The sequence below is a fragment of the Thermobispora bispora DSM 43833 genome (assembly GCF_000092645.1).
GTDB lineage: Bacteria > Actinomycetota > Actinomycetes > Streptosporangiales > Streptosporangiaceae > Thermobispora > Thermobispora bispora.
Window position 1 is genome coordinate 3,987,049 of record NC_014165.1, and the last position, 20,800, is coordinate 4,007,848.

Below are 20,800 nucleotides of genomic sequence, written 5' to 3' on the forward strand. Positions count from 1 at the left end.
TCGAGGCCTACCGGTGGCGGCGGCTCGGGGGCCGCGGCGGAGGCCTGCACCGCGCGAGCCGGGCGGCGCCGGGTACGGCGGTGCCCCGCAAGCGCGTGCACGGCTCGGCGGCTCGCCTCGCCGCCCCGGCTCGCCGGAGTGCGAGCCGGGATCGATCGGCGAGCGGCTCAGGCGGCGAGCCGGAGGCCCATCGCGGTGAGGTTGCGTCGGGTCCAGTCGAGCTCGGCGGCGAGCCGGTTCACCAGCGCGGACGGGCCCTTGGCCTTGGGCGTCATGGCCTCGTGCGCCTCGACCTCCACATGGGCCGGGCCGCCCACCGCGCCGGACAGCACCGCGTTGAGGGTCTCCTGGATGACCGGCTGGGTGCTGGGGATGCCGCTGCCGTGGTCGTGCACCCGGCCGATCTTCACCACCGGGGTGCGGGCGAGGGCGATGCCGCGGAGCGCGGCGTCCCGCTCCTCCGTTCCGCTGGAGAGGTGGCAGACGTCGAGGCAGACGCCGAGGTGCTCCGAATCGATGCCGCCGACGCTCTCCACCGCCTGCTCGGTGGTCTCGAGCACGCAGCCCGGGGCGGGCTCGAAGCCGACCCGGATGATCTTCCCGGTGACGCCGTAGAGGCCGCGCAGCTCCCGCGCGAGCCGTTCGATCCGGCGCATCGCGATCGCGTGCAGCTCGACCGGCCAGTCCCGGCACCAGCCGATGGGGATGGTGGAGACGCTGCCGACCTGGACGTCCTCCGGCAGCAGGAACGCGAGGATCTTGGCGAGCGCCATCGTGTACCGGTAGCGCTCGGGCTTGGCCCAGTCCGGGCCGGGGGACTCCTGGCGCTTGCCGCCGCCCGTGCCGTTGAGGCTGACCACCTCGAGCCCGCGCTCGTCGAGCGCCCGGCGCAGGCGGACCAGCTCGATGCGGTCGGAGATCAGGTGGTCGGCCACGGCGGGGGCGAGCCACAGGCAGATGCCCAGCCGCTCGACGCCCAGCTTCTTGCGCACCGGCACCGCGTAGCGGGTGAGGTGAGCGATCAGGTTCTCGAGGTCCTCAGCGGGGTGGACCCCTGCGTTGTACGCCAAGTGAACGAGCGTCCCGTTGTGGTGCAACAGGCGCATCTGGTGCCTCCCAGCGTCGTGCGCTCGCGGACCCCGCCGCTCACGCTCTCCTCCCGACCCGCGCGGCACCGGTCCGGCCATCAGCCCGGCTCGACCGGCCCTCGCCGCCGGGGCTCGGGCCGGCGCGCCCGTCCCGGGCGGGCCGTCGCCGGACCGCCGGGAGGGGACGCCTGTCGCGTCCGGAGCGTGGCACTCCGTCATGCCACGCGAGCAAGTCTCTACGAAGTGTAGTACTACAAGTCGTGGCGCAAAAATGTCCTGGTCAACCGGGCTGTGAAAACGTCGAGGGGCGCCTCCCGACGGTCGGGGGCGCCCCTCGGGCGTCGTTGGTTCAGCTCAGGTCAGCGCTGCACGGATGCGGCGATCGAGGCCGCCGAGTCCAGAACCTCCGGGGGCTTGGGCTCGCCGGTGAAGACGAACTTCGCGTTCTCGCCCTCGCCCTCGACGTCGACCTTCACGATGTGGCCCGGACGGAGCTCGCCGTAGAGGATCTTCTCCGACAGCGTGTCCTCGATCTCCCGCTGGATCGTCCGGCGCAGCGGCCGGGCGCCCATGACCGGGTCGTAGCCGCGCTCCGCGAGCAGCTTCTTCGCGGCGTCGGTGAGCACCAGGCCCATGTCGCGGTCCTTCAGCCGCTCGTCCACCCGGGCGATCATCAGGTCGACGATCTGGATGATCTCCTTCTGCGTGAGCTGGTGGAAGACCACGATGTCGTCGACCCGGTTGAGGAACTCCGGCCGGAAGTGCTGCTTGAGCTCCTCCTGGACCTTCGCCTTCATCCGGTCGTAGGTCGTCTCGGTGTCGTCGGACTTCGCGAAGCCGACCCCGATGCCCTTGGAGATGTCCCGGGTACCGAGGTTGGTGGTCATGATGATGACCGTGTTCTTGAAGTCCACGACCCGGCCCTGGGCGTCGGTCAGACGGCCGTCCTCCAGGATCTGCAGGAGCGAGTTGAAGATGTCCGGGTGGGCCTTCTCGATCTCGTCGAAGAGGACCACGGAGAAGGGCTTGCGCCGCACCTTCTCGGTCAGCTGACCGCCCTCCTCGTACCCGACGTAGCCGGGCGGAGAGCCGAACAGCCGCGAGACGGTGTGCTTCTCCATGTACTCGGACATGTCCAGCATGATCAGCGCGTCCTCGTCCCCGAACAGGAACTCGGCGAGCGCCTTGGACAGCTCCGTCTTACCGACACCGGACGGTCCGGCGAAGATGAACGAGCCGCCGGGCCGCCGCGGGTCCTTCAGACCGGCCCGGGTACGGCGGATCGCCCGCGACAGCGCCTTGATCGCGTCGTCCTGGCCGATGATCCGCTTGTGCAGCTCCTCCTCCATGCGGAGCAGCCGCTGCGACTCCTCCTCGGTGAGCTTGAACACCGGGATGCCGGTGGCCGTGGCGAGGACCTCGGCGATGAGCTCCTCCGTGACCTCGGCCACGTGGTCCATGTCGCCGGCCTTCCACTCCTTCTCGCGGCGCTCCCGCTTGAGCTGGAGCTGCTTCTCCTGGTCGCGGAGGGCCGCGGCGCGCTCGAAGTCCTGCGCGTCGATCGCGGACTCCTTCTCGCGCCGGATCTTGGCGATCTGCTCGTCGTACTCCCGCAGGTCCGGCGGGGCGGTCATGCGGCGGATCCGCATGCGGGACCCGGCCTCGTCGATGAGGTCGATCGCCTTGTCCGGCAGGTACCGGTCGCTGATGTAGCGGTCGGCCAGCGTGGCCGCGGCGACCAGCGCGCCGTCGGTGATGGAGACCCGGTGGTGCGCCTCGTAGCGGTCCCGCAGGCCCTTGAGGATCTCGATCGTGTGCGCGATGCTCGGCTCCGCGACCTGAATCGGCTGGAACCTCCGCTCGAGCGCGGCGTCCTTCTCCAGGTGCTTGCGGTACTCGTCGAGGGTCGTCGCACCGATCGTCTGCAGCTCGCCACGGGCCAGCATCGGCTTGAGGATGCTCGCCGCGTCGATCGCCCCCTCGGCCGCGCCGGCGCCGACGAGCGTGTGCAGCTCGTCGATGAACAGGATGATGTCGCCGCGGGTACGGATCTCCTTCAGCACCTTGCGCAGGCGCTCCTCGAAGTCACCGCGGTACCGCGAACCGGCGACCAGCGCACCGAGGTCGAGGGTGTAAAGCTGCTTGTCCTTGAGCGTCTCGGGCACCTCGCCCTTGACGATCTTCTGAGCCAGGCCCTCCACGACCGCGGTCTTGCCGACGCCGGGCTCCCCGACCAGGACCGGGTTGTTCTTGGTCCGGCGGGAGAGGACCTGCATCACCCGCTCGATCTCCTTCTCCCGGCCGATGACCGGGTCGAGCTTGCCCTCCCGCGCGGCCTGGGTCAGGTTGCGGCCGAACTGGTCGAGCACCAGCGACGTCGACGGCGTGGACTCCTGCGTGGCGCCCGCGGCCGCCGGCTCCTTGCCCTGGTAGCCGTGGAGGAGCTGGATCACCTGCTGGCGCACCCGGTTGAGGTCGGCGCCCAGCTTCACCAGCACCTGGGCGGCGACGCCCTCACCCTCGCGGATCAGGCCCAGCAGGATGTGCTCCGTGCCGATGTAGTTGTGACCGAGCTGCAGGGCCTCACGGAGCGACAGCTCAAGGACCTTCTTGGCACGCGGAGTGAACGGGATGTGTCCCGAAGGCGCCGACTGGCCCTGGCCGATGATCTCCTCGACCTGCTGGCGCACACCCTCAAGGCTGATACCGAGGCTTTCCAGGGCCTTGGCGGCGACCCCCTCGCCCTCGTGTATCAAACCAAGAAGAATGTGCTCAGTGCCGATGTAGTTGTGGTTGAGCATCCGGGCCTCTTCCTGGGCCAGGACGACAACCCGCCGCGCACGGTCGGTGAACCTCTCGAACATCTCGTCGCTCCTCACAGCGCGGTCAGGCGAGTGCGGAGGATCCGCCTCGTCGTTCCGCATGGTAGCCCCGACCCAGCGACCGCTCCTATCTATGAGGGGTTCCCCGAGAGCAGGGCGTTCACGCTCTATCCAACCTTCTACGGCGCCCGACATGTTCCCCGTACGCCGCCAGCGAACGAGGTTTTACGGGAGCGCGAACGCGATCGTGCGGCTATCCCGGCCGTCGAGGAGCCGGAGTGGCCGACGGCCGGCATAACCGCACGATCAACGGGTGATGATCGGCGCGCGCTCAGTGCGCCGCCTCATAAGCCTCCAGGATCTCCCGGGATATACGGCCACGGTCGCTCACCCGGTGCCCGTGCGCCTTCGCCCAGGCCCGGATCTCGGCGCTCTTCTCCCGGCTCAAAGTGCTCGACCGCTGGCTGGAACGCCGGCGACGGCTCTGACCGGTGTCCGCGCGCCGCGCGCATTTGACGAACGGCTGCAGCGCGTCACGCAGCTTCTTGGCGTTTTCGTCGCTCAGATCAATCTCATATGTCGTGCCGTCAAGCGCGAAGGTGACCGTCTGACTGGCCTCGCTGCCATCGAGATCGTCGATGAGAATCACCTGCGTATGCTTGGCCATCCGGCAATCCTTTCGCCCCTAAGTTAGATTCTTCAGCCAAACATATACCCGGTTACGCCGACTGACAATTCACCGAAGGGATTGTCCGCGCTCCTCGGCCGGGCGACTTCTCGGTGTGGGTCCCGTCACTGATCGCATGCCGCCGCTCTCGGAACGTGCCGACTTAACGATCTCTCATGGGCCCCTCTCGGCGATGATCGGAGAAGGGGCGCCATCACCATTACCCCTGACATTCTGTCCCGCCGTCCGGCCCGGCACACCTTATCCAGGTCGGAGGTATTTCCCAGGAGGGGCAAGGGGATCCGCCGCCTTCCCGGCCAGCGCGCCCCTGGTCCGGCGTTAGCGTCGCTGGCGACCGCCCGGATCTCCAGGGCGATCCCAGTACACAATGGTAATCCCCTTCTGTACAGCCGTCTTACCGGATGTGCTTGAAATCGTACCCATAATGCCGAGTACCGGGGTCGCCGGTGGCAATCACCGTGCTCTTTCGGCGTCCGGTACGGGGGACGGCCCCGGACGGGGGGCGGGCGCCTGACCCGGGGCGGGCGGCGAAGCCGCAGGTCAGACGGCGTGTCCGGGCTGGCGGGAAATCCGATCACGCGGCCAGGGCGGGCGTGGGGCCGGAAACCCGGTTACCGCCGGCCGCCTCCGGGAAAGCATAAGGACCCTTCACCGGGTGAGCGCAATCCGCATCCTTCCTCCGGCCCGGACAAGGAGATCTTCATAAGCCCGCAGGCAGGCGGGGTCGCCCCCTTGCCCGAGACCGTGGCGGATATGCACGGCTCACCATCGGGACCGGCCGGGAAAGCCGGGAAAGGCCCCGCAGATCTCACCGGGCGGGGCGTTTACCCATGTGCGAATCGCCCCGGCATGACCAGGAAGATCGCCGACGGTGGCGGGGTAAACGATCCAGAAGATGCACGGATGACGTTGCGGTTCCCTTTGCGCCGGAGCGGCCGCCGGGAAGCCGCTTCCATTGGCGAGCCCGGCGGCCATATGGGGCGGAAGTTATCCCGCACGGCCCGCGCTCCATAAGGATTGGCGCGGGCGATTGCCGCCGGCGGGGGACATTCGGCCGCGGCCGTGCCCCGGCGTCCCGCCCGGTCCGGGGTGGTACCGTCGCTTCCGGATTTTTCCCGCTTACGCGATCACCGGGGCATTGAAAAAGCGGGACCGTGATCCATGCACCACCGGCCCCGCTTCCACACCGCTAACCCTCGGCCCTGACCACCACCGTCCGGGCCACTTTGTCGTGCAGCGTCTGGTGGTACGGCCGGTCCCAGGTCAGCCAGAGGTAGTTGACCAGTGCGAACGCGAAGAACGCCAGGCCGAGATACGGGATCCAGGTGAAGAACACGGCGCCTATGTAGACCAGGGTGCGCTTGAGCACCACGTCCGTCCCGAGGCCGCCCTGCGGGTGGCCGTTGAGCTGCGCCACCCGGATGCGCAGCGCCATCTTCCCGACGGTCTGGCCCCGGCTGCTCAGCATCAGGTACTCGTAGGCGACGAGGATCACGCCGACCGCGACGTTGACCAGCGCCTGCGCGAGGTAGAAGTTCTCGGCCTCGACCCGACCGGTCTGCCAGTCGATGCGGATCTCGACCAGGGCATCTTTGATCACCGAATTGATGATCAATACCGGGACCAGGAAGATCAGGCCGTCGATGAACCTGGCGAGCAGGCGGCGCCACCACTCGGCGAGCGGGGCGGGCACCCCGGGCGGCGGTGTCCCCGCCCCCGGGTACGGCTGGCCGTACCCCGGCTGCGCGTAGGCGGGCTGCTGACTATAAGCGGCGTACGGCTGCTGCTGGTCGTAGCCCTGCTGGGCGTACTGCTGCTGGTCGTAGCCGGGCTGCTGCCCGTACGCCGGCTGACCGTAGCCGTACTGGGCGTAGCCCTGCTGACCGTACTGCTGGGCGTACTGCTGCGGGTCGTAGGCGGGCTGCTGCCCGTACCCGGGCTGCGGGCCGTACGCGCCCTGCGCGTACTGCTCACCCTGCGGGCCGTACTGCTGCTGCGCTGGGTCGTACTGCGGCCCTCCGGCACCGTACGGCTGTGCCGCGGCGCCGTACTGCCCCTGACCGTGACCCCCCGGGTAGGGCTGTGCCCCGTACGGCTGCTGCCCGTACGGCTGGCCCGGCTGGCCGTAGCCCGGAGGCCAGCCCGGCTGCTGCCCGTAGGGAGCCGTGCCGCCGTGGCCGCCGTAACCGCCGGGGATGGGGGTCTGAGGCGGAACGAAATCCGGCGCCTGCCCCGAGTGCGGTTTCTGCACGATCGTCGCGTCGGGGTCGAAGGCTCTTTCGGAAGCGTCCGCGTTGGGCCCGCGATCCGAGGGCGGCGGTGGATTGCCGTCGGAATCGTCGCGCGGGTACGGCGGCTGTCCGGTGCTCACCGTGTCACCTCGTTTCACTCCGGCATGCGCGGCATATGGCACGCGAGTTGCACCCTAGCCAAAGTAGCGACACGGGCCACAATAGTCACATCAGACACAGAAGTTACCAAGGATCCGGTTTGCGGTCAGGACTCCGAATCCCCATTGAGGTATAGCAGCATTCGCGTGTTGCCCAAGGTGTTGGGCTTCACGTGTTCGAGATCAAGAAACTCGGCGACGCCTTCGTCATACGAGGCGAGCAGCTCGGCATAGACCTCGGGAGATACCGGCGTGCCCTGGATCGGCCGGAAGCCGTGCTTGGCGAAGAAGTCGACCGCGAAGGTGAGACAGAAAACCCGCTCTACGCCGAGCTCCCGGGCGGTCTCGATGAGCGCGCTGACGATGCGGTGCCCGATGCCCCTGCCCTGCATGGCCGGGTCGACGGCGACCGTGCGGATCTCGGCGAGGTCCTCCCAGAGCACGTGCAGCGCGCCGCATCCCACGACCTCGCCCGCGACCTCGGCGACCCAGAACTCCTGCACGTCTTCATAGAGCGTGACCGTGCTCTTCTTCAGCAGGCGCGGACCGGGCCCGGAGTACAGATCGACGAGACGGCGGATCGCGCGGACATCCGGCGTCCGGGCCCGGCGCACGATCACTTCCGGCATTTCCTCAGGCCTGGCTTTCGCGGACGTCTGCTGCGCGGCCTGCTCCATGGTTCGTCAGCCTAATCCGCCCCCGCCGGGCACCGGGCCGGTACGGCGGCAGCGGCGGGTGGCACGCGGCGGGCCGGCTGCTCCGATGATCGTTACAAATCAGATGTTATTAGGCCCGATTAATAACAAAGGCGAATCTTCAGAGCTCATCGGGGCTGAAGATCACGAAGATCGTGACCCAACCGTGATCGTTCGGTTGTGAAAGCTAGATGAGATACGGTGTTCCAGTTGAGCCAGTGCCCAGTGGTGCACTAGTGTCCAGCGGAGATACCGGCCGGTTCATGCCGGCCGGGCCGCCGAGTCTTCGCCGCATCCGGTGCGGAGAGGGCCGGAGAGCCGACCCGCGGAGCGAGTGAACGGCCCGGGCGGGCCGCGCTCGGCTCGGTGCACGGTGGATCGGAACAGGTGCGGCTCCGGGCCCGAACCCGTCGCGAACCGGCAGGCGTCCTGGAGTGCCGTAGGACATGACCCGGAGCCGCAGCAGGCCGGGGTGTCCGCCACGTACGGCACGCGGAGGAGAGGAGCTTGGTGCGCATGCGTGGAGGACGGCCCACGGGCGACGATGCCCGAGGCCGGAAATCCGCTTCCGGCAGACCTGGAATCTTCCGCCGGTTGGCCTTACTCGGCATCACCACCGCGTTACTCGTGCTCGGCGCCCCCGTCGGAGCGATGGCCGAGCCGAGGCCCGACCTCAAGAAACTCGCCGCCGAGGTCGAACGCCTCCATAACGAGATCGAGATACTCACCGAGCAGTACAACGGCGAGCGGGTCCGCCTCGCCACCGCCCAACGCGCCGCGAAGATCGCGAAACAGAACCTCGCCAAGGCCCAGGCCGAGCTCGCCGAGCGCCGGAAGAAGGCGAGCGCCCTGGCGCAGAACTCGTACATGACCGGCGGTCTCGGCACCGCCCTCGCCCTCATCGACGGCACCGATCCCAAGTCGTACCTCAACCAGGCGGCCACCACGTACGCGCTGGAGATGCAGCAGAGCCAGGAGGTGGCGGCCGTCGCCGCGGCCATGAAGGCCGCCCAGCGCGCCAAGGAGGCGGCGAACGCCCGCCAGGCCGAGGTGGAGAAGCTGCTCAAGAGCCTCGAGGCGCGCCGCGTCAAGATCCAGAAGCTGGTCAAGAAGGCCGAGAGCGACCTCTACCGCCGGGTGGCCATCAGCATCGACGGCCCGGCCAAGAAGATGTGGTTCCCCATCATCGGGAAGGGCAAGGCGGCCGAGGCGGCCCGGTGGGCGCTCACCCAGCAGCTCAAGCCGTACATCTGGGGCGGCGCGGGCCCGCACGGCTACGACTGCTCCGGCCTGGTGATGGCGGCCTACCAGCGGGTGGGCATCAGCCTGCCGCACTACACCGGCGACCTGTGGCGGGCGGGCACCCACATCTCCCGGGACCAGCTGCGCCCCGGTGACCTGGTCTTCTTCTACAACGACCTGCACCACGTCGGCATCTACATCGGCGGCGGCTACATGATCCACGCGCCGCGCACCGGCGACGTGGTGCGCATCGCCAAGATCTCCGGCCGGCCGTACGCCGGGGCGGTGCGGATCGCCGACTGAGCGGCGCCCGCCCGCGAACCTCCGCGTGGCCCGGCCGCTCCCGCGGCCATGCGGACGGCCGCTTCCGTGGCCGGGCGGCCGGTGACGCCACGACCGCGAGCAGATGAGAAATCCGCCGGTCCCGCACGGGACCGGCCTTTTTTTCTGCGCCGCGGTACGGAACTTCTTCTGCGCCGCGGCACGGAACCCGGCTCCGGCCCATGGTCCCGGCGCCCGTCCGGTGGTGCCGGAGCGCGGTACGCCGGCGCACCCGGCTGACGCCTGCCGCCGGTGAACGCCGCTCCACGGGCCGATCCGGCTCCGCTCGGGCGGATCAAGAGCACCGGCCGGAACCGGGCCGCCCGGCCGGAACGACGGGCTCCGGGGCGGCGCCCGGATGTGGCGGCGCGCCCGACGAGGTCATGACGCCGCGCCGGCGGCGGGCATCCCGGCGCGGCCGGCTGAGCCCGGGCTCGGGGAACAGGTCACCGTTCCTCGGCGGGATTCCGGACCGTCGCGGCTGAGCCCAGGCCCGGGGGGGACGGGGGAAGGCCTCAGATCAGCCGGCGGCGGGCCGCCCAGGCCACCGCCTCGATCGCCGTGGACACGCCGATCCGATCGCAGATGGCGCGCAGCCGCCGCCGCACCGTCCGGCCGCTCACGTCGAGGCTGCGCCCGACCCGGTCCGCGGTGTTGCCCTGGGCCAGCTGCGAGAGGATCAGCAGCTCGTCATCGGTGAGGCCGACACGTTCGATGTCCTCGGCGAAGTCGCCATCTTTGGAGACGACGTCGGGGACCTTCATCGTCCTGCCCCTCCCCCACGACGATATTGATCCAGTGCTATTTCAAGGGGTAAATAAACACTTCACATGAAAGGCGTCAAGAGTGAATGAAATCACAAGACCGGGGCGTCCGCACATTCTTTGGCTTCATCACCGTCCGATATAGATGGCACGGCTCGGCCATAAATCCCCAGGTCTCGCCGGGTCGATCAAGATCAATCACACAAAACAACCCTTGGGCGGCTTTGTGCGATCCGCGCAATCTCCGGCGCTTCTCGTCCGGAATGGCGTGCTGAACCCGTGCGCACCGAGGGCGTTCGCCGGCGCCCGCCCGCACACGGGACGGCCGGGATGGCGCACCGGGGCGTGCCCGGCCCCGGGCTCGCCGCCCGTTCCCGGCGGTACGGCACGGCAGGAAACCCCGGCCGGCAGGTTTCGGGCGTGCCGGATACCGATAAAGGTCATCCGGAGCAGGGGCGATGACCACGCGGTCCCGGGCCGGCGGCCCGGCCCGGGCGACGGCGCGAATCGTTCCGGTGATCCGGTCCCTCGACGTTCCGGTGATCCGGTCCCTCGACGGGGATCGAGCGGGCGGCCGCGGTCCCCTGGCGGCCGCCGGCGCCGCGTCTCAGTCTCAGCTCGTGGGCTTGACCAGCGGGAAGAGGATGGTCTCCCGGATGTTCTTGCCGGTGAAGGCCATGATCATGCGGTCGATGCCGACCCCGACCCCGCCCGTCGGCGGCATGCCGTACTCGAGCGCCTCGAGGAAGTCCTCGTCGAGCTGCATCGCCTCCGGGTCCCCACCGGCCGCGAGCAGCGACTGCTCGGTGAGCCGGCGGCGCTGCTCGATCGGGTCGATCAGCTCCGAGTAGGCGGTGCCGAGCTCGGTGCCGAACCCGATCAGGTCCCACTTCTCGGTGAGCAGCGGGTTGTCCCGGTGCTGCCGGGTGAGCGGCGAGGTCTCCAGCGGGTAGTCGTAGACGAACGTCGGCTGGATCAGCGTGGGCTCGACCAGCTCCTCGAACAGCTCCTGGACCAGCTTCCCCGGGCCCCACTTCGGGTCCCAGCGCAGCCCCACCTTGTCGGCGTGCTTGCGGACCTCCTCGAGCGGGGTCTCGGGCGTGACCTCCTCGCCCAGCGCCTCGGACACCGAGCCGTACAGGGTGATCTTCGGCCACTCCTTCTGCCCGAGGTCGACCTCCTGCCCCTTGTGCACGACGACGGTCGTGCCGAGCGCGGCCTGCACGGCGTGCTGGTACATGCGCTGGGTCAGCACGGCCATGTCGTTGTAGTCGAGGTAGGTGCCGTACGCCTCGAGCATGGTGAACTCGGGGTTGTGCGTGGCGTCGGCACCCTCGTTCCGGAAGTTCCGGTTGACCTCGAAGACCTTCTCGATGCCTCCGACCACGAGCCGCTTGAGGTACAGCTCGATCGCGATCCGGAGGTAGAGGTCCATGTCGTAGGCGTTGATGTGGGTCTTGAACGGCCGGGCCGCCGCGCCGCCGTGGATCGGCTGCAGCATCGGCGTCTCGACCTCGAGGTACCCCTCGTTGTGCCAGAAGTCGCGCACCGCCCGGACCGTGGCGCTGCGGATGTACGCCATCTTCCGGGCCTCGTCGTTGACGATCAGGTCGACGTAGCGGCGGCGGACCCGCGCCTCCGGGTCGGTGAGGCCGATGTGCTTCTCCGGCAGCGGCCGCAGGCACTTGGACGTGATCTGCCAGCGCTCGGCCATGACCGAGAGCTCACCGCGCCGGGAGGTGACGACCTCGCCCTCCACCCCGATGTGATCACCGAGGTCGACGTCGCGCTTCCACGCGGCGAGCGACTCCTCGCCCAGCCGGTCGAGGGACAGCATGACCTGCAGGGACCCGGTGCCGTCCCGGATCGTCGCGAAGCACAGCTTGCCGCCGATCCGGGAGAGCATGACCCGGCCCGTGACGCCCACGCGCACACCGGTGTACGCACCGGGCTCCAGGTGACCGTATTTCTCCCGAACCTCCGCGAGGGTGGCGGTACGCGGGAAATTCACCGGGTAAGGATCGATGCCCTCGGCGCGCAGCCGGGCCAGCTTCTCCCGGCGCACCCGCATCTGCTCCGGCAGGTTGTCGCGATTGGTCAGGTCTTCGGTCACGCCGTACAGGTTAGCGACTTCGCGCGACCGGAATCGGCCTCAGGTGGTGTTGCGCAGGTATACGAGGCGCAGACCGATCAGGGTGAGCCACGGTTCGTGGCGGTCGATGGTCCGGGCCTCGTCGATCACGAACGGCGCGCCGGTCCCGGTGGCCACGACGGTGACGTCGTTGGGGTCGTCCGCCAGCTCCGCGGTCATCCGCTCCACGATGCCGTCGACCAGGCCGGCGAAACCGTAGATGATGCCGGACTGGAGCGCCTCGACCGCGTTCTTCGCGATCACCTGGCGCGGCCGGATCAGCTCGACCTTGTGGAGCTGCGCGCCCGCCATGGCGAGCGCGTCGACCGAGATCTCCACGCCGGGGGCGGTCACCGCGCCGATGTACTCGCCCCTTGCCGAGACCGCGTCGAACGAGGTCGCGGTGCCGAAGTCGACCACCACGCACGGCCCGCCGTACAGGTTGAAGGCGGCGAGCGCGTTCACGATCCGGTCGCTGCCCACCTCTTTGGGGTTGTCCATCCGGACGGGGACGCCGGTCCGCACCCCGGGCTCCACGATCACCGTGGGGACGTCCCCGTAGTAGCGCCGGGACATCTCCCGCATCTCGTTGAGCACCGCCGGCACGGTGGAGCAGATCGCGATCCCGCTGATGTCGGTGGTCTTCAGGATCGGCGACTGATCGAGCAACCCCTGGAGCACCACGGCCAGCTCGTCGGCCGTACGGCGGGAGTCGGTGGCGATCCGCCAGTGCTCGATGATCTCGTCACCCTCGAACAGACCCAGCATCGTGTGGGTGTTGCTGACGTCGATGGTGAGCAGCATTCCCCGATTATCCATCACCCGGCCGCCCCCCGAAGATCCATGCCGATGTCGAGCGCCGGCGCCGAATGGGTGAGCGCCCCGACCGCCAGGTAGTCGACCCCGGTCTCCGCCACCGCCCGGGCGCTTTCGAGGGTCAGGCCTCCGCTCGCCTCTAACCGTGCCCTCCCGCGAACCAGTCGTACGGCTTCCGCGAGCCGTTCCACCGAGAAATTATCGAGCAGGATCTCTTCCGCCCCCGCGGCCAGTGCCGGCTCGATCTGGTCGAGGGAGTCCACCTCGACCTCGATCGGCAGGCCGGGGAAGGCCTCCCGCACCGCGCGGAACGCCTCGGCGACGCCCCCGGCCGCGACGATGTGATTGTCTTTGATCAGCGCCGCGTCGTGAAGCCCCATGCGGTGGTTCACCCCGCCGCCGCAGCGCACCGCGTACTTCTCCAGCGCGCGCAGCCCGGGGAGCGTCTTGCGGCTGTCCCGGATGCGGGCCTTGGTGCCGGCGACCGCGTCCACCCAGCGGCGGGTGAGCGTGGCCACGCCGGAGAGGTGGGTGAGGAAGTTGAGCGCGGTCCGCTCCAGGGTGAGCAGGGTGGCCGTCGGCCCGCGCACGGTCATCAGCACGTCCCCCGGCCGGGCCGGCTCCCCGTCCTTGGCGTGCCGCTCCACCTCGATCTCCGGCCCGGCCTGGCGGAAGACCGCCTCGGTCACCGGAAGGCCGGCGATCACGCCCTCTTTGCGCGCCACCAGGTCGGCCACGGCCCGCTGCCCGGCGGGGATGGTGGCCGCCGAGGTCACGTCCTGCCCGCCGGCCAGATCCTCGTCCAGCGCGGTGCGGATCAGCCGGAGCAGGCCGTCCGGGTCGATGCCGAGCCCGGCGAGCTCGGCCGCCAGCGCCGCCGGCAGCCGGCCGGGCTCCGTCCGCGACCGGTGGGGCGTGTGCTGCATGACGAGTCCCTCCGCGGTGAGACGGATGTCGAGGTGGACGAGCCAGCGGTCGTCGTCGCGCTCCGGGTGGTCCTCGCGCCAGTGCGAGCCGCGGGTCTCCTTGCGCTCCGCGGCCGCCGCGACCAGCGCCGAGGCGACGGTGAGCAGGTTCGTCGCCTCCCAGGCCTCGGTGCACGGCTCGACCGCGATCGGGGTCCACCGCGCGTCGGTGAGGGCCCGGGCGACCTCGGCCAGGCTGCGGTCGCTGCGCAGCACGCCGGCCCCGCGGCTCATGTGGCCCTGGATCTTGAGCCGGACCCGCGGGTCGACCAGGCCGGCGGGCCGGTCGTCGGGCGCGGGCTCACCCGGGGTGAGGTCGCGCCCGGCGAGGTCGGCCGCGATCCGCTCGCCGAACACCAGCCCTTCGAGCAGCGAGTTGGAGGCGAGCCGGTTGGCCCCGTGCACCCCGGTGCACGCCACCTCGCCGCAGGCGTAGAGGTTCGGCACGCTGGTCCGGCCGTACAGGTCGGTGCGGACGCCGCCGCTGGCGTAGTGCGCGGCGGGCGCGACCGGGATGGGCTCGGTGACCGGGTCGATGCCGTGCGACCGGCAGACCTCGAGGATCGTGGGGAACCGGGCCCGCCACTTGGCCTCCCCGAAGTGGCGGGCGTCGAGGTAGACGTGGTCCGTCCCGGTCTCCCGCATCCGGCGCATGATCGCCTTGGCCACCACGTCGCGCGGCGCGAGCTCGGCGAGCTCGTGCACGCCCGGCATGAACCGCTCCCCCGAGGCGTCGATGAGCACCGCGCCCTCGCCGCGCACCGCCTCGGAGATCAGCGGCTGCTGGCCAGTCGCCCGCGGGCCGAGCCAGAGCACCGTGGGGTGGAACTGGACGAACTCCAGGTCCCGGACCACCGCGCCGGCGCGCAGCGCGAGCGCGATCCCGTCTCCGGTGGAGACCACGGGGTTCGTGGTGGCCGCGTACACCTGGCCCATGCCGCCGCTCGCGAGCACCACGGCACCGGCGCGCACCGCCCCGACGCCGTCCCGGGCGCCCTCGCCCATGACGTGCAGGGTCACCCCGCAGGCGGCGCCGCGCGCGTCGAGGAGCAGGTCGAGGGCGAGCGCGTGCTCGATCACCTCGATCCGGGGCTCCGCGCGGACCGCGGCGACGAGCGCCCGCTGGATCTCGGTGCCGGTGGCGTCCCCGCCGGCGTGCGCGATCCGGTCACGGCGATGGCCGCCCTCGCGGGTGAGCTGGAGCCGGCCCGACGGGTCCCGGTCGAACTCGGCCCCGCGGGCCATGAGCCGGCGCACCGCGCCGGGCCCCTCGGTCACCAGGACGCGCACCGCCTCCTCGTCGCAGAGGCCGACCCCGGCGATCAGGGTGTCCCGCATGTGCTCGGCGGGGCTGTCGTCCGGGTCGAGGGCGGCGGCGATCCCGCCCTGGGCCCAGCGGGTGGACCCGGCGGACAGCACGTCCTTGGTGACCACGAGCACCCGCCCGCCGGGCCGCAGCTCGGTGAAGCGGAGCGCCACGGTCAGTCCGGCGATCCCCGACCCGACGACGACCACGTCGGCGTCGGCCGTCCAGCCCGGCTCGGGCGCGAGCAGCCGTCTGGGGATGGCGGCGGGGCTCATGGGCTCGTCTCCTCGTACCGCGACCTGATTTCGTCATGGTGACGATAACTTTCGTCACCATGACGATAACGCGGCGGGCCGGTCACCGGCTCACCCGGTGGTGACATCCCCGCGGAGCTCCCCGCCGCCGGGGACGGGCTCGGCCGGGTCGCCGCCCAGCGCGACGATGCGGTTGGCGCGGTCGACGTGCACGATCCGCGGCCGGAAGTCGCGCGCCTCGGCCTCGTCCATCTGGCCGTAGGTCAGGATGATCACCAGGTCGCCCGGGTGGATGAGCCGCGCGGCCGCGCCGTTGACCCCGATCACCCCCGAGCCGCGCTCCCCGGGGATCGCGTAGGTCACCAGCCGGGCGCCGTTGTCGATGTCCACCACGTGGACCTGCTCCCCGGCGAGGATGCCGGCGGCGTCCATCAGGTCCTCGTCGATCGTCAGCGATCCCACGTAGTGCAGGTCGGCCTGGGTGACGACGGCACGGTGGATCTTGGCCGTGAGCATCGTCCTGAGCATGAAGTCCTCGCCTTCCCTGGTCGCGCCGATCCCGTACGGGCGTGCGCGCCGGCACTGTCCCGGCCCTCAGGGTATCGGCCGCGGCCGGGTCACGGCCCGGTGAGCGTGAGCACCACGTTGTCGATGAGCCGGGTGGTCCCTACGCGGGCGGCGACGGCGAGCACGGCCTCGCCCCGGTGCTCCTCGGAGACCTCGGTGAACGTGGCGGGGTCGACGAGCACGAGGTAGTCGAGGACGAGCGGCGGATCGGCCTGGGCCGCCTCGTCGAGCACGGCGCGGGCCGCGCCGAGGATCTCCTTGGGCGTGCGGTGCCGCGCCCCGGCGAAGAGCGCGCGGGAGAGGGCGAGCGCGGTGGTCCGCTCCTCCGGGGAGAGGTAGCGGTTGCGGCTGGAGAGGGCGAGCCCGTCGGGCTCGCGCACCGTCGGCCCGGCGACGATCTCGATCCCGACGTCGAGGTCCGCGACCATGCGGCGGATCAGCGCGAGCTGCTGGGCGTCCTTCTGGCCGAACACGGCGATGTCCGGCCGGACCAGGTTGAAGAGCTTCAGCACGACCGTGAGCACGCCGTCGAAGTGGCCGGGCCGGAACTCCCCCTCGACGATCGAGCCCATCCGCCCCGCGGACACCGAGACCTGCCGGCCCGGCGGGTACATCTCCTCGACGCTCGGCGCGAACACGATGCTCACGCCCTCGGCGGCGCAGACCTCGAGGTCCGCGTCGAACGTGCGCGGGTAGCGGTCGTAGTCCTCGTTCGGGCCGAACTGCAGCGGGTTGACGAAGATGCTCACGGCCACGTGCTCGGCGCGCTCCCTGGCGATCCGCATCAGCGACCGGTGGCCTTCGTGCAGCGCCCCCATGGTCGGCACCAGGGCCAGCGACCGGCGCCCGGCGGCGCCTGCCCCGCCGGCGGTGAGGCCGAGCCGGGCCCGGGCCTCGGCGAGCTCGTCCCGGGTGCGGGCGACGATCACATCCATATGTTGCCTCCCAGCGCGTCCAGAAGCCGCTCGGCCGCCTCCGGCTTGAGCAACCCGGCGGCGAGCGCCCGATCCGCGGTGAGCCTAGCGAGGGCCACGTAGGCCTCGGCCGCCTCGGGGGCCGCGGAGATCAGCGCCTGGACGTGCTTGCGGACCGTGCCGGCGTCGCCCCGCACGACCGGCCCGGTGAGCCCGTTGATGCCGAGGCGGAGCGCGTTGTCGAGGGCGGCGTTGAGCAGCGGGCCGAGCATCCGCCCCGGATCCTCGACGCCGATCCCCGCCAGCAGCTGCTCGGACTCCGCGACCAGCGTCACCAGGTGGTTCGCCGCGTTCGCCAGCGCGGTGTGGTAGAGCACCCGGTCCTGCTCGGCGATCCAGACCGGCTCGCCGCCCATCTCGATCACCAGGGCCTCGGCGATGGGGCGCAGCGCGTCGGGCGCGGTCACCCCGAACGGGCACCCGTCGAGCTTGGTCAGGTCGTCGTCCCGGCCGGTGAACGTCATCACCGGGTGGAGCGCGAGCGGGAGCGCCCCCGCCCGGGTGGCCGGGTCGAGGACGGCGAGGCCGTACGCGCCGCTCGCGTGGACGAAGATCTTGCCGCGCACCTCGGTGCCGGTGGCGACGAGCCCGGCGACCAGCCCGGGGAGGGCGTCGTCGGGCACCGTGCAGAGCACGAGCTCGGACCGTTGGACCACCTCCTCCGGCCGGCTCGGCTCCACGCCGAGGCGCTCGAGCGCCCGGCGCCGGGACTCCTCGGAGACCCCGCTCGCCGCCACCAGCCGGTGCCCGGCCGCCTTGAGCGCCGCCCCCAGGACGGAGCCCACCCGGCCCGCGCCGATCACGCCCACGGCGAGCCGTGCCGGGCGATCGCATGTGTCCATCGCGCCTCCCTCGGATCAGCGTAGCCCCGGCCGGGCCGCTCCTCCCGGGGTCCGGCGCGCCCGCCCGTCCCTCCGCCGGTACCGTGAACGGACGTGTGGCTCACCTGGCGCGCCGCGATGGAGCGGGCGCTCTACGGCCCCGGCGGCTTCTACCTGCGGGAACGCCCGGCGCGGCACTTCCGCACCTCGGTGGGGGCGTCCCCGGCGTTCGCGGACGCGGTGATCCGCCTCGCCGAACGGGTGGACGAGGAGCTCGGGCACCCGGACGCCTTCGACCTGGTGGACGTCGGCAGCGGCGACGGCAAGCTGCCCGCTCTCGTGCTCCGCGGCGCGCCGCCCCGGCTCGCCGCGCGCCTGCGGATCACCGCGGTCGACCTCGCGCCCCGGCCCGCCGGCCTCGACCCCCGGATCACCTGGGCGGCCGAGCTCCCCGGCCGGATCACCGGGCTCGTGATCGCGAACGAGTGGCTCGACAACGTCCCGGTCGACGTGGTCGAGCAGACCGCCTCCGGGCCGCGCCTGGTGCTGGTCGACCCGGAGACCGGCGAGGAACGGCTCGGCCCGCCCCCGAGCCCGGAGGACCTCGCCTGGCTGGCGCGCTGGTGGCCCCTGGAGGAGCCCGGGCACCGCGCCGAGGTCGGGCGGCCGCGCGACGAGGCCTGGGCCTCGGTGATCGTACGGCTGTCGCGCGGCACCGCGGTCGCGATCGACTACGCGCACCGGGCGGGGGACCGGCCGCCCTTCGGCACCCTCGCCGGCCACCGCGGCGGCGCCCCGGTCCCGCCGGTCCCCGACGGGTCGTGCGACATCACCGCCCACGTGGCGCTCGACGCCTGCGCGGCCGCGGGCGAGCGCGCGGGCGCCACGGCCACCCGGCTCACCACGCAGCGGGAGGCGCTGCGCGCGCTGGGCCTCCGCGGGGCCCGGCCGCCGCTGGAGCTGGCCCGCCGCGACCCCCGCGGGTACGTGCGGGCGCTCGGCCGGGCCACGGAGGAGGCCGAGCTGCTCGACCCGGGCGGCCTCGGCGGGTTCACCTGGCTCACCCAGTCGCGGGGCCTCCGGCCGGCTCCGCGCGGTCGCGGATCCGTCGAGGTGTGAGCTCCCCTGGGCCGCGGCCCCGGCCGGCCGGTCGCCGTCGTCCGCGATCCGGGCGAGCGTGGAGATCATCGTGGGGTCGTAAATGCGTTGGGCCGGCGGGGTTCTTGCCGCTATGGTGGGGCCGTCCCGCGGCTGCTGAACCTCGGGGAGTTCGCCCCCGGCCACTTGCCGGGCGGCTCCACGCCATCCGCCTTCCGAACGGATGGCCATCGCATCGTGCCCCTGATCCCAGCAGCCGACAGGAAGGTTTCTTTGGCCGGTTCCAAGCGGCGTGATGCCGCGACGATCCACCATGATCCGCGTCTCGTCCGTGTCGATGACGCGTGGCTTCGACTGCCCAACCCGTGGGGCGTTCCGGTCGAGATCTGTGCGGGTCCGGACGTGCCCATCGAGCCCGCCGCCGTCGACGAGATCCTCGATGTGCTGCGGACGGCCGACACACTGGAACGGCTGGGCACGGCCTGCCGTACCGAGGCGGAGATCGACCGGGTGGTGCTCACCCCCGACTTTCACAAGGGCGCGGGCATCCCGATCGGCACCGTGCTGCGCACCCGCGGCGCGCTGATCCCGCAGGCGGTCGGCAACGACGTCAACTGCGGCATGCGGCTGGAGGCGACGCCGTACACCGTCGACCAGGTGCGGCCCCGGCTCGACGTGCTGGAGCGCCGGCTGCGGCACCTGTTCTTCGAGGGCGGGCGGCGGACGCGCTGTCCGGGGTGCAGCGGGAGGCGCTGCTGCGGGACGGCCTGCCGGGGCTGCTCTCGGTGCCGCGGGCGTCCGGTCAGGACGGCGTCTGGGCGATGCTGCGGCCGGAGGACGCCGACGCCGGGCGGGTGCACCAGGCGGTGTATCCGACGGCGACGGCCGAGGAGTTCCGGGGCTGGATCGACAGTGCGGGCGGGACCAGCCACGACGGCGTCATCGGCAGTGTGGGCGGGGGCAATCACTTCGCCGAGGTGCAGTACGTCGCGGCGGTGCACGATCGGCAGGCCGCGTACGCGTGGGGGCTGCGGCTCGGGCAGGTGGTCACGATGGTGCACAGCGGCTCGTTGTCGCTGGGGCACCAGGCGAACGGCACCGGGCTGGAGCTGGCCAGGCGGATGTGGCCGCGCGGGCTGCCCGAGCCCGAGAACAAGATCTTCCCGATGTTGCTGGACGAGCGGTGGGCCGCGGCCTGCCGGCGGTACCTCAACGTGCTCGGCAACGCGGCGAACTTCGCGGTCGGCAACCGGTTCTTCCTGGCGCTCATGTTGCGGACTGGGCTGGCGGACGTGTGCGGGGAGCCCCGCGGCGGCCTGGCGGCCGGGCTGGTGTACGACGCGCCGCACAACCTGCTGTGGCGGATGGGCGACGGCCGCGTCGTGCACCGGAAAGGGGCCACGCCCGCCGGTGGGTACGCCGAGATGGCCGGCGGGCCGTACGCGATGTGGGGCGAACCGGTCATCGTGCCTGGGTCGATGGGGGCGTCGAGCTACCTGCTGCGCGGTCACGGCAGCGAGCGGGCGCTGGGCAGCGCCTGCCACGGCGCCGGGCGGCGCATCCGGCGCGGCACGGCGATCCGGGGCGGCGACGCCGAGCTCGACGCGTTCCTGCGCGAGTTCCGGGTGGTGACCCCGCTGGATCACAAGGACCCGGCCGTCGCCCGGCGCTCCGATGTGATGGCCGCCTGGCGGCGCGACCTCAAGCAGGAGGCGCCCTGGGCGTACAAGGACATCGGGCCGGTCGTCTCCAGCCTGCGCCGGGCCGGTGTCGCCGAGCCGGTCGTGGAGCTCCGCCCGCTGCTGACGGTGAAGGGGTGAGCGGCGGCATGGCCGCCCGATGCTTCGGGTGGCGCAGGG

Annotated in this window: 15 protein-coding genes and 1 pseudogene; 4 read left to right on the plus strand and 12 right to left on the minus strand. The window is 71.3% G+C overall.

Annotated elements, in window-relative coordinates:
• Window positions 1-167: 167 nt before the first annotated feature.
• From TBIS_RS17005 to TBIS_RS17030, 5 genes are all read right to left on the minus strand, one after another.
• Window positions 168-1,106, minus strand: coding sequence for a sugar phosphate isomerase/epimerase family protein (locus tag TBIS_RS17005; RefSeq protein WP_013133638.1), 939 nt, complete (start codon window positions 1,104-1,106; stop codon window positions 168-170).
• 341 nt (window positions 1,107-1,447) lie between these two features.
• Entirely contained in the window at window positions 1,448-3,952 is a 2,505-nt protein-coding gene (locus tag TBIS_RS17010; RefSeq protein ID WP_013133639.1) for an ATP-dependent Clp protease ATP-binding subunit, read from the minus strand.
• 289 nt (window positions 3,953-4,241) lie between these two features.
• Window positions 4,242-4,577 carry a histone-like nucleoid-structuring protein Lsr2 gene (locus TBIS_RS17015; RefSeq protein WP_013133640.1) on the minus strand — a complete coding sequence of 112 codons (336 nt, stop codon included), beginning with the start codon at window positions 4,575-4,577 and terminating at the stop codon, window positions 4,242-4,244.
• Window positions 4,578-5,787: 1,210 nt separating this feature from the next.
• On the minus strand, window positions 5,788-6,969 hold the full coding sequence (locus TBIS_RS20130; RefSeq protein ID WP_013133641.1) for an RDD family protein: 1,182 nt from the start codon (window positions 6,967-6,969) through the stop codon (window positions 5,788-5,790).
• A gap of 125 nt (window positions 6,970-7,094) precedes the next feature.
• Window positions 7,095-7,664, minus strand: a complete 570-nt coding sequence (locus TBIS_RS17030) for an amino-acid N-acetyltransferase (RefSeq protein WP_013133642.1) — start codon at window positions 7,662-7,664, stop codon at window positions 7,095-7,097.
• 612 nt (window positions 7,665-8,276) lie between these two features.
• On the opposite strand from TBIS_RS17030, the gene TBIS_RS20135 reads away from it, so the two are divergent.
• Window positions 8,277-9,227 (plus strand): C40 family peptidase, encoded by a 951-nt coding sequence (locus TBIS_RS20135; protein WP_041431765.1) that lies wholly within the window; start codon window positions 8,277-8,279, stop codon window positions 9,225-9,227.
• A gap of 533 nt (window positions 9,228-9,760) precedes the next feature.
• Here TBIS_RS20135 and TBIS_RS17040 read toward each other — a convergent pair.
• From TBIS_RS17040 to TBIS_RS17070, 7 genes are all read right to left on the minus strand, one after another.
• A complete protein-coding gene (locus tag TBIS_RS17040; RefSeq protein WP_013133644.1) occupies window positions 9,761-10,009 on the minus strand; it encodes a LuxR C-terminal-related transcriptional regulator in 249 nt (82 codons plus the stop codon).
• A gap of 613 nt (window positions 10,010-10,622) precedes the next feature.
• Window positions 10,623-12,122 carry a bifunctional lysylphosphatidylglycerol synthetase/lysine--tRNA ligase LysX gene (lysX, locus tag TBIS_RS17045; protein ID WP_013133645.1) on the minus strand — a complete coding sequence of 500 codons (1,500 nt, stop codon included), beginning with the start codon at window positions 12,120-12,122 and terminating at the stop codon, window positions 10,623-10,625.
• 39 nt (window positions 12,123-12,161) lie between these two features.
• Window positions 12,162-12,944, minus strand: a complete 783-nt coding sequence (locus TBIS_RS17050; RefSeq protein ID WP_013133646.1) for a type III pantothenate kinase — start codon at window positions 12,942-12,944, stop codon at window positions 12,162-12,164.
• 14 nt (window positions 12,945-12,958) lie between these two features.
• A complete protein-coding gene (locus TBIS_RS17055; RefSeq protein WP_013133647.1) occupies window positions 12,959-15,502 on the minus strand; it encodes an L-aspartate oxidase in 2,544 nt (847 codons plus the stop codon).
• A 90-nt stretch (window positions 15,503-15,592) separates the two neighbouring features.
• Window positions 15,593-16,009 carry an aspartate 1-decarboxylase gene (gene panD, locus TBIS_RS17060; protein ID WP_013133648.1) on the minus strand — a complete coding sequence of 139 codons (417 nt, stop codon included), beginning with the start codon at window positions 16,007-16,009 and terminating at the stop codon, window positions 15,593-15,595.
• 89 nt (window positions 16,010-16,098) lie between these two features.
• Complete coding sequence (panC, locus tag TBIS_RS17065; protein WP_013133649.1) at window positions 16,099-16,983, minus strand: pantoate--beta-alanine ligase; 885 nt, start codon at window positions 16,981-16,983, stop codon at window positions 16,099-16,101.
• The gene (locus TBIS_RS17070; RefSeq protein WP_013133650.1) at window positions 16,974-17,864 is read right to left on the minus strand and encodes a Rossmann-like and DUF2520 domain-containing protein; all 891 of its coding nucleotides are present in this window, start codon (window positions 17,862-17,864) and stop codon (window positions 16,974-16,976) included. Before TBIS_RS17070 ends, panC begins: the two co-directional genes overlap by 10 nt.
• A gap of 93 nt (window positions 17,865-17,957) precedes the next feature.
• Here TBIS_RS17070 and TBIS_RS17075 point away from each other — a divergent pair, with 93 nt between their 5' ends.
• The 3 genes and pseudogenes from TBIS_RS17075 (at window position 17,958) to TBIS_RS17080 (ending at window position 20,761) form a co-directional block, all read left to right on the plus strand.
• Window positions 17,958-18,962: an SAM-dependent methyltransferase gene (locus tag TBIS_RS17075; protein WP_013133651.1), complete on the plus strand. Its 1,005-nt coding sequence runs from the start codon at window positions 17,958-17,960 to the stop codon at window positions 18,960-18,962.
• A gap of 492 nt (window positions 18,963-19,454) precedes the next feature.
• A pseudogene (locus TBIS_RS20270) lies at window positions 19,455-19,628 on the plus strand (RtcB family protein); the annotation flags it as partial.
• A gap of 50 nt (window positions 19,629-19,678) precedes the next feature.
• Window positions 19,679-20,761, plus strand: coding sequence for an RtcB family protein (locus TBIS_RS17080; protein WP_050760575.1), 1,083 nt, complete (start codon window positions 19,679-19,681; stop codon window positions 20,759-20,761).
• The last annotated feature ends 39 nt before the right edge of the window (window positions 20,762-20,800 follow it).

Coding starts and splice junctions, on each gene's coding strand:
- TBIS_RS17005 (WP_013133638.1), bottom strand. CDS start 1,106: ATGCGCCTGTTGCACCACAACGGGACGCTCGTTCACTTGGCGTACAAC.
- TBIS_RS17010 (WP_013133639.1), bottom strand. CDS start 3,952: ATGTTCGAGAGGTTCACCGACCGTGCGCGGCGGGTTGTCGTCCTGGCC.
- TBIS_RS17015 (WP_013133640.1), bottom strand. CDS start 4,577: ATGGCCAAGCATACGCAGGTGATTCTCATCGACGATCTCGATGGCAGC.
- TBIS_RS17030 (WP_013133642.1), bottom strand. CDS start 7,664: ATGGAGCAGGCCGCGCAGCAGACGTCCGCGAAAGCCAGGCCTGAGGAA.
- TBIS_RS17040 (WP_013133644.1), bottom strand. CDS start 10,009: ATGAAGGTCCCCGACGTCGTCTCCAAAGATGGCGACTTCGCCGAGGAC.
- TBIS_RS17050 (WP_013133646.1), bottom strand. CDS start 12,944: ATGCTGCTCACCATCGACGTCAGCAACACCCACACGATGCTGGGTCTG.
- TBIS_RS17055 (WP_013133647.1), bottom strand. CDS start 15,502: ATGAGCCCCGCCGCCATCCCCAGACGGCTGCTCGCGCCCGAGCCGGGC.
- panD (WP_013133648.1), bottom strand. CDS start 16,009: ATGCTCAGGACGATGCTCACGGCCAAGATCCACCGTGCCGTCGTCACC.
- panC (WP_013133649.1), bottom strand. CDS start 16,983: ATGGATGTGATCGTCGCCCGCACCCGGGACGAGCTCGCCGAGGCCCGG.
- TBIS_RS17070 (WP_013133650.1), bottom strand. CDS start 17,864: ATGGACACATGCGATCGCCCGGCACGGCTCGCCGTGGGCGTGATCGGC.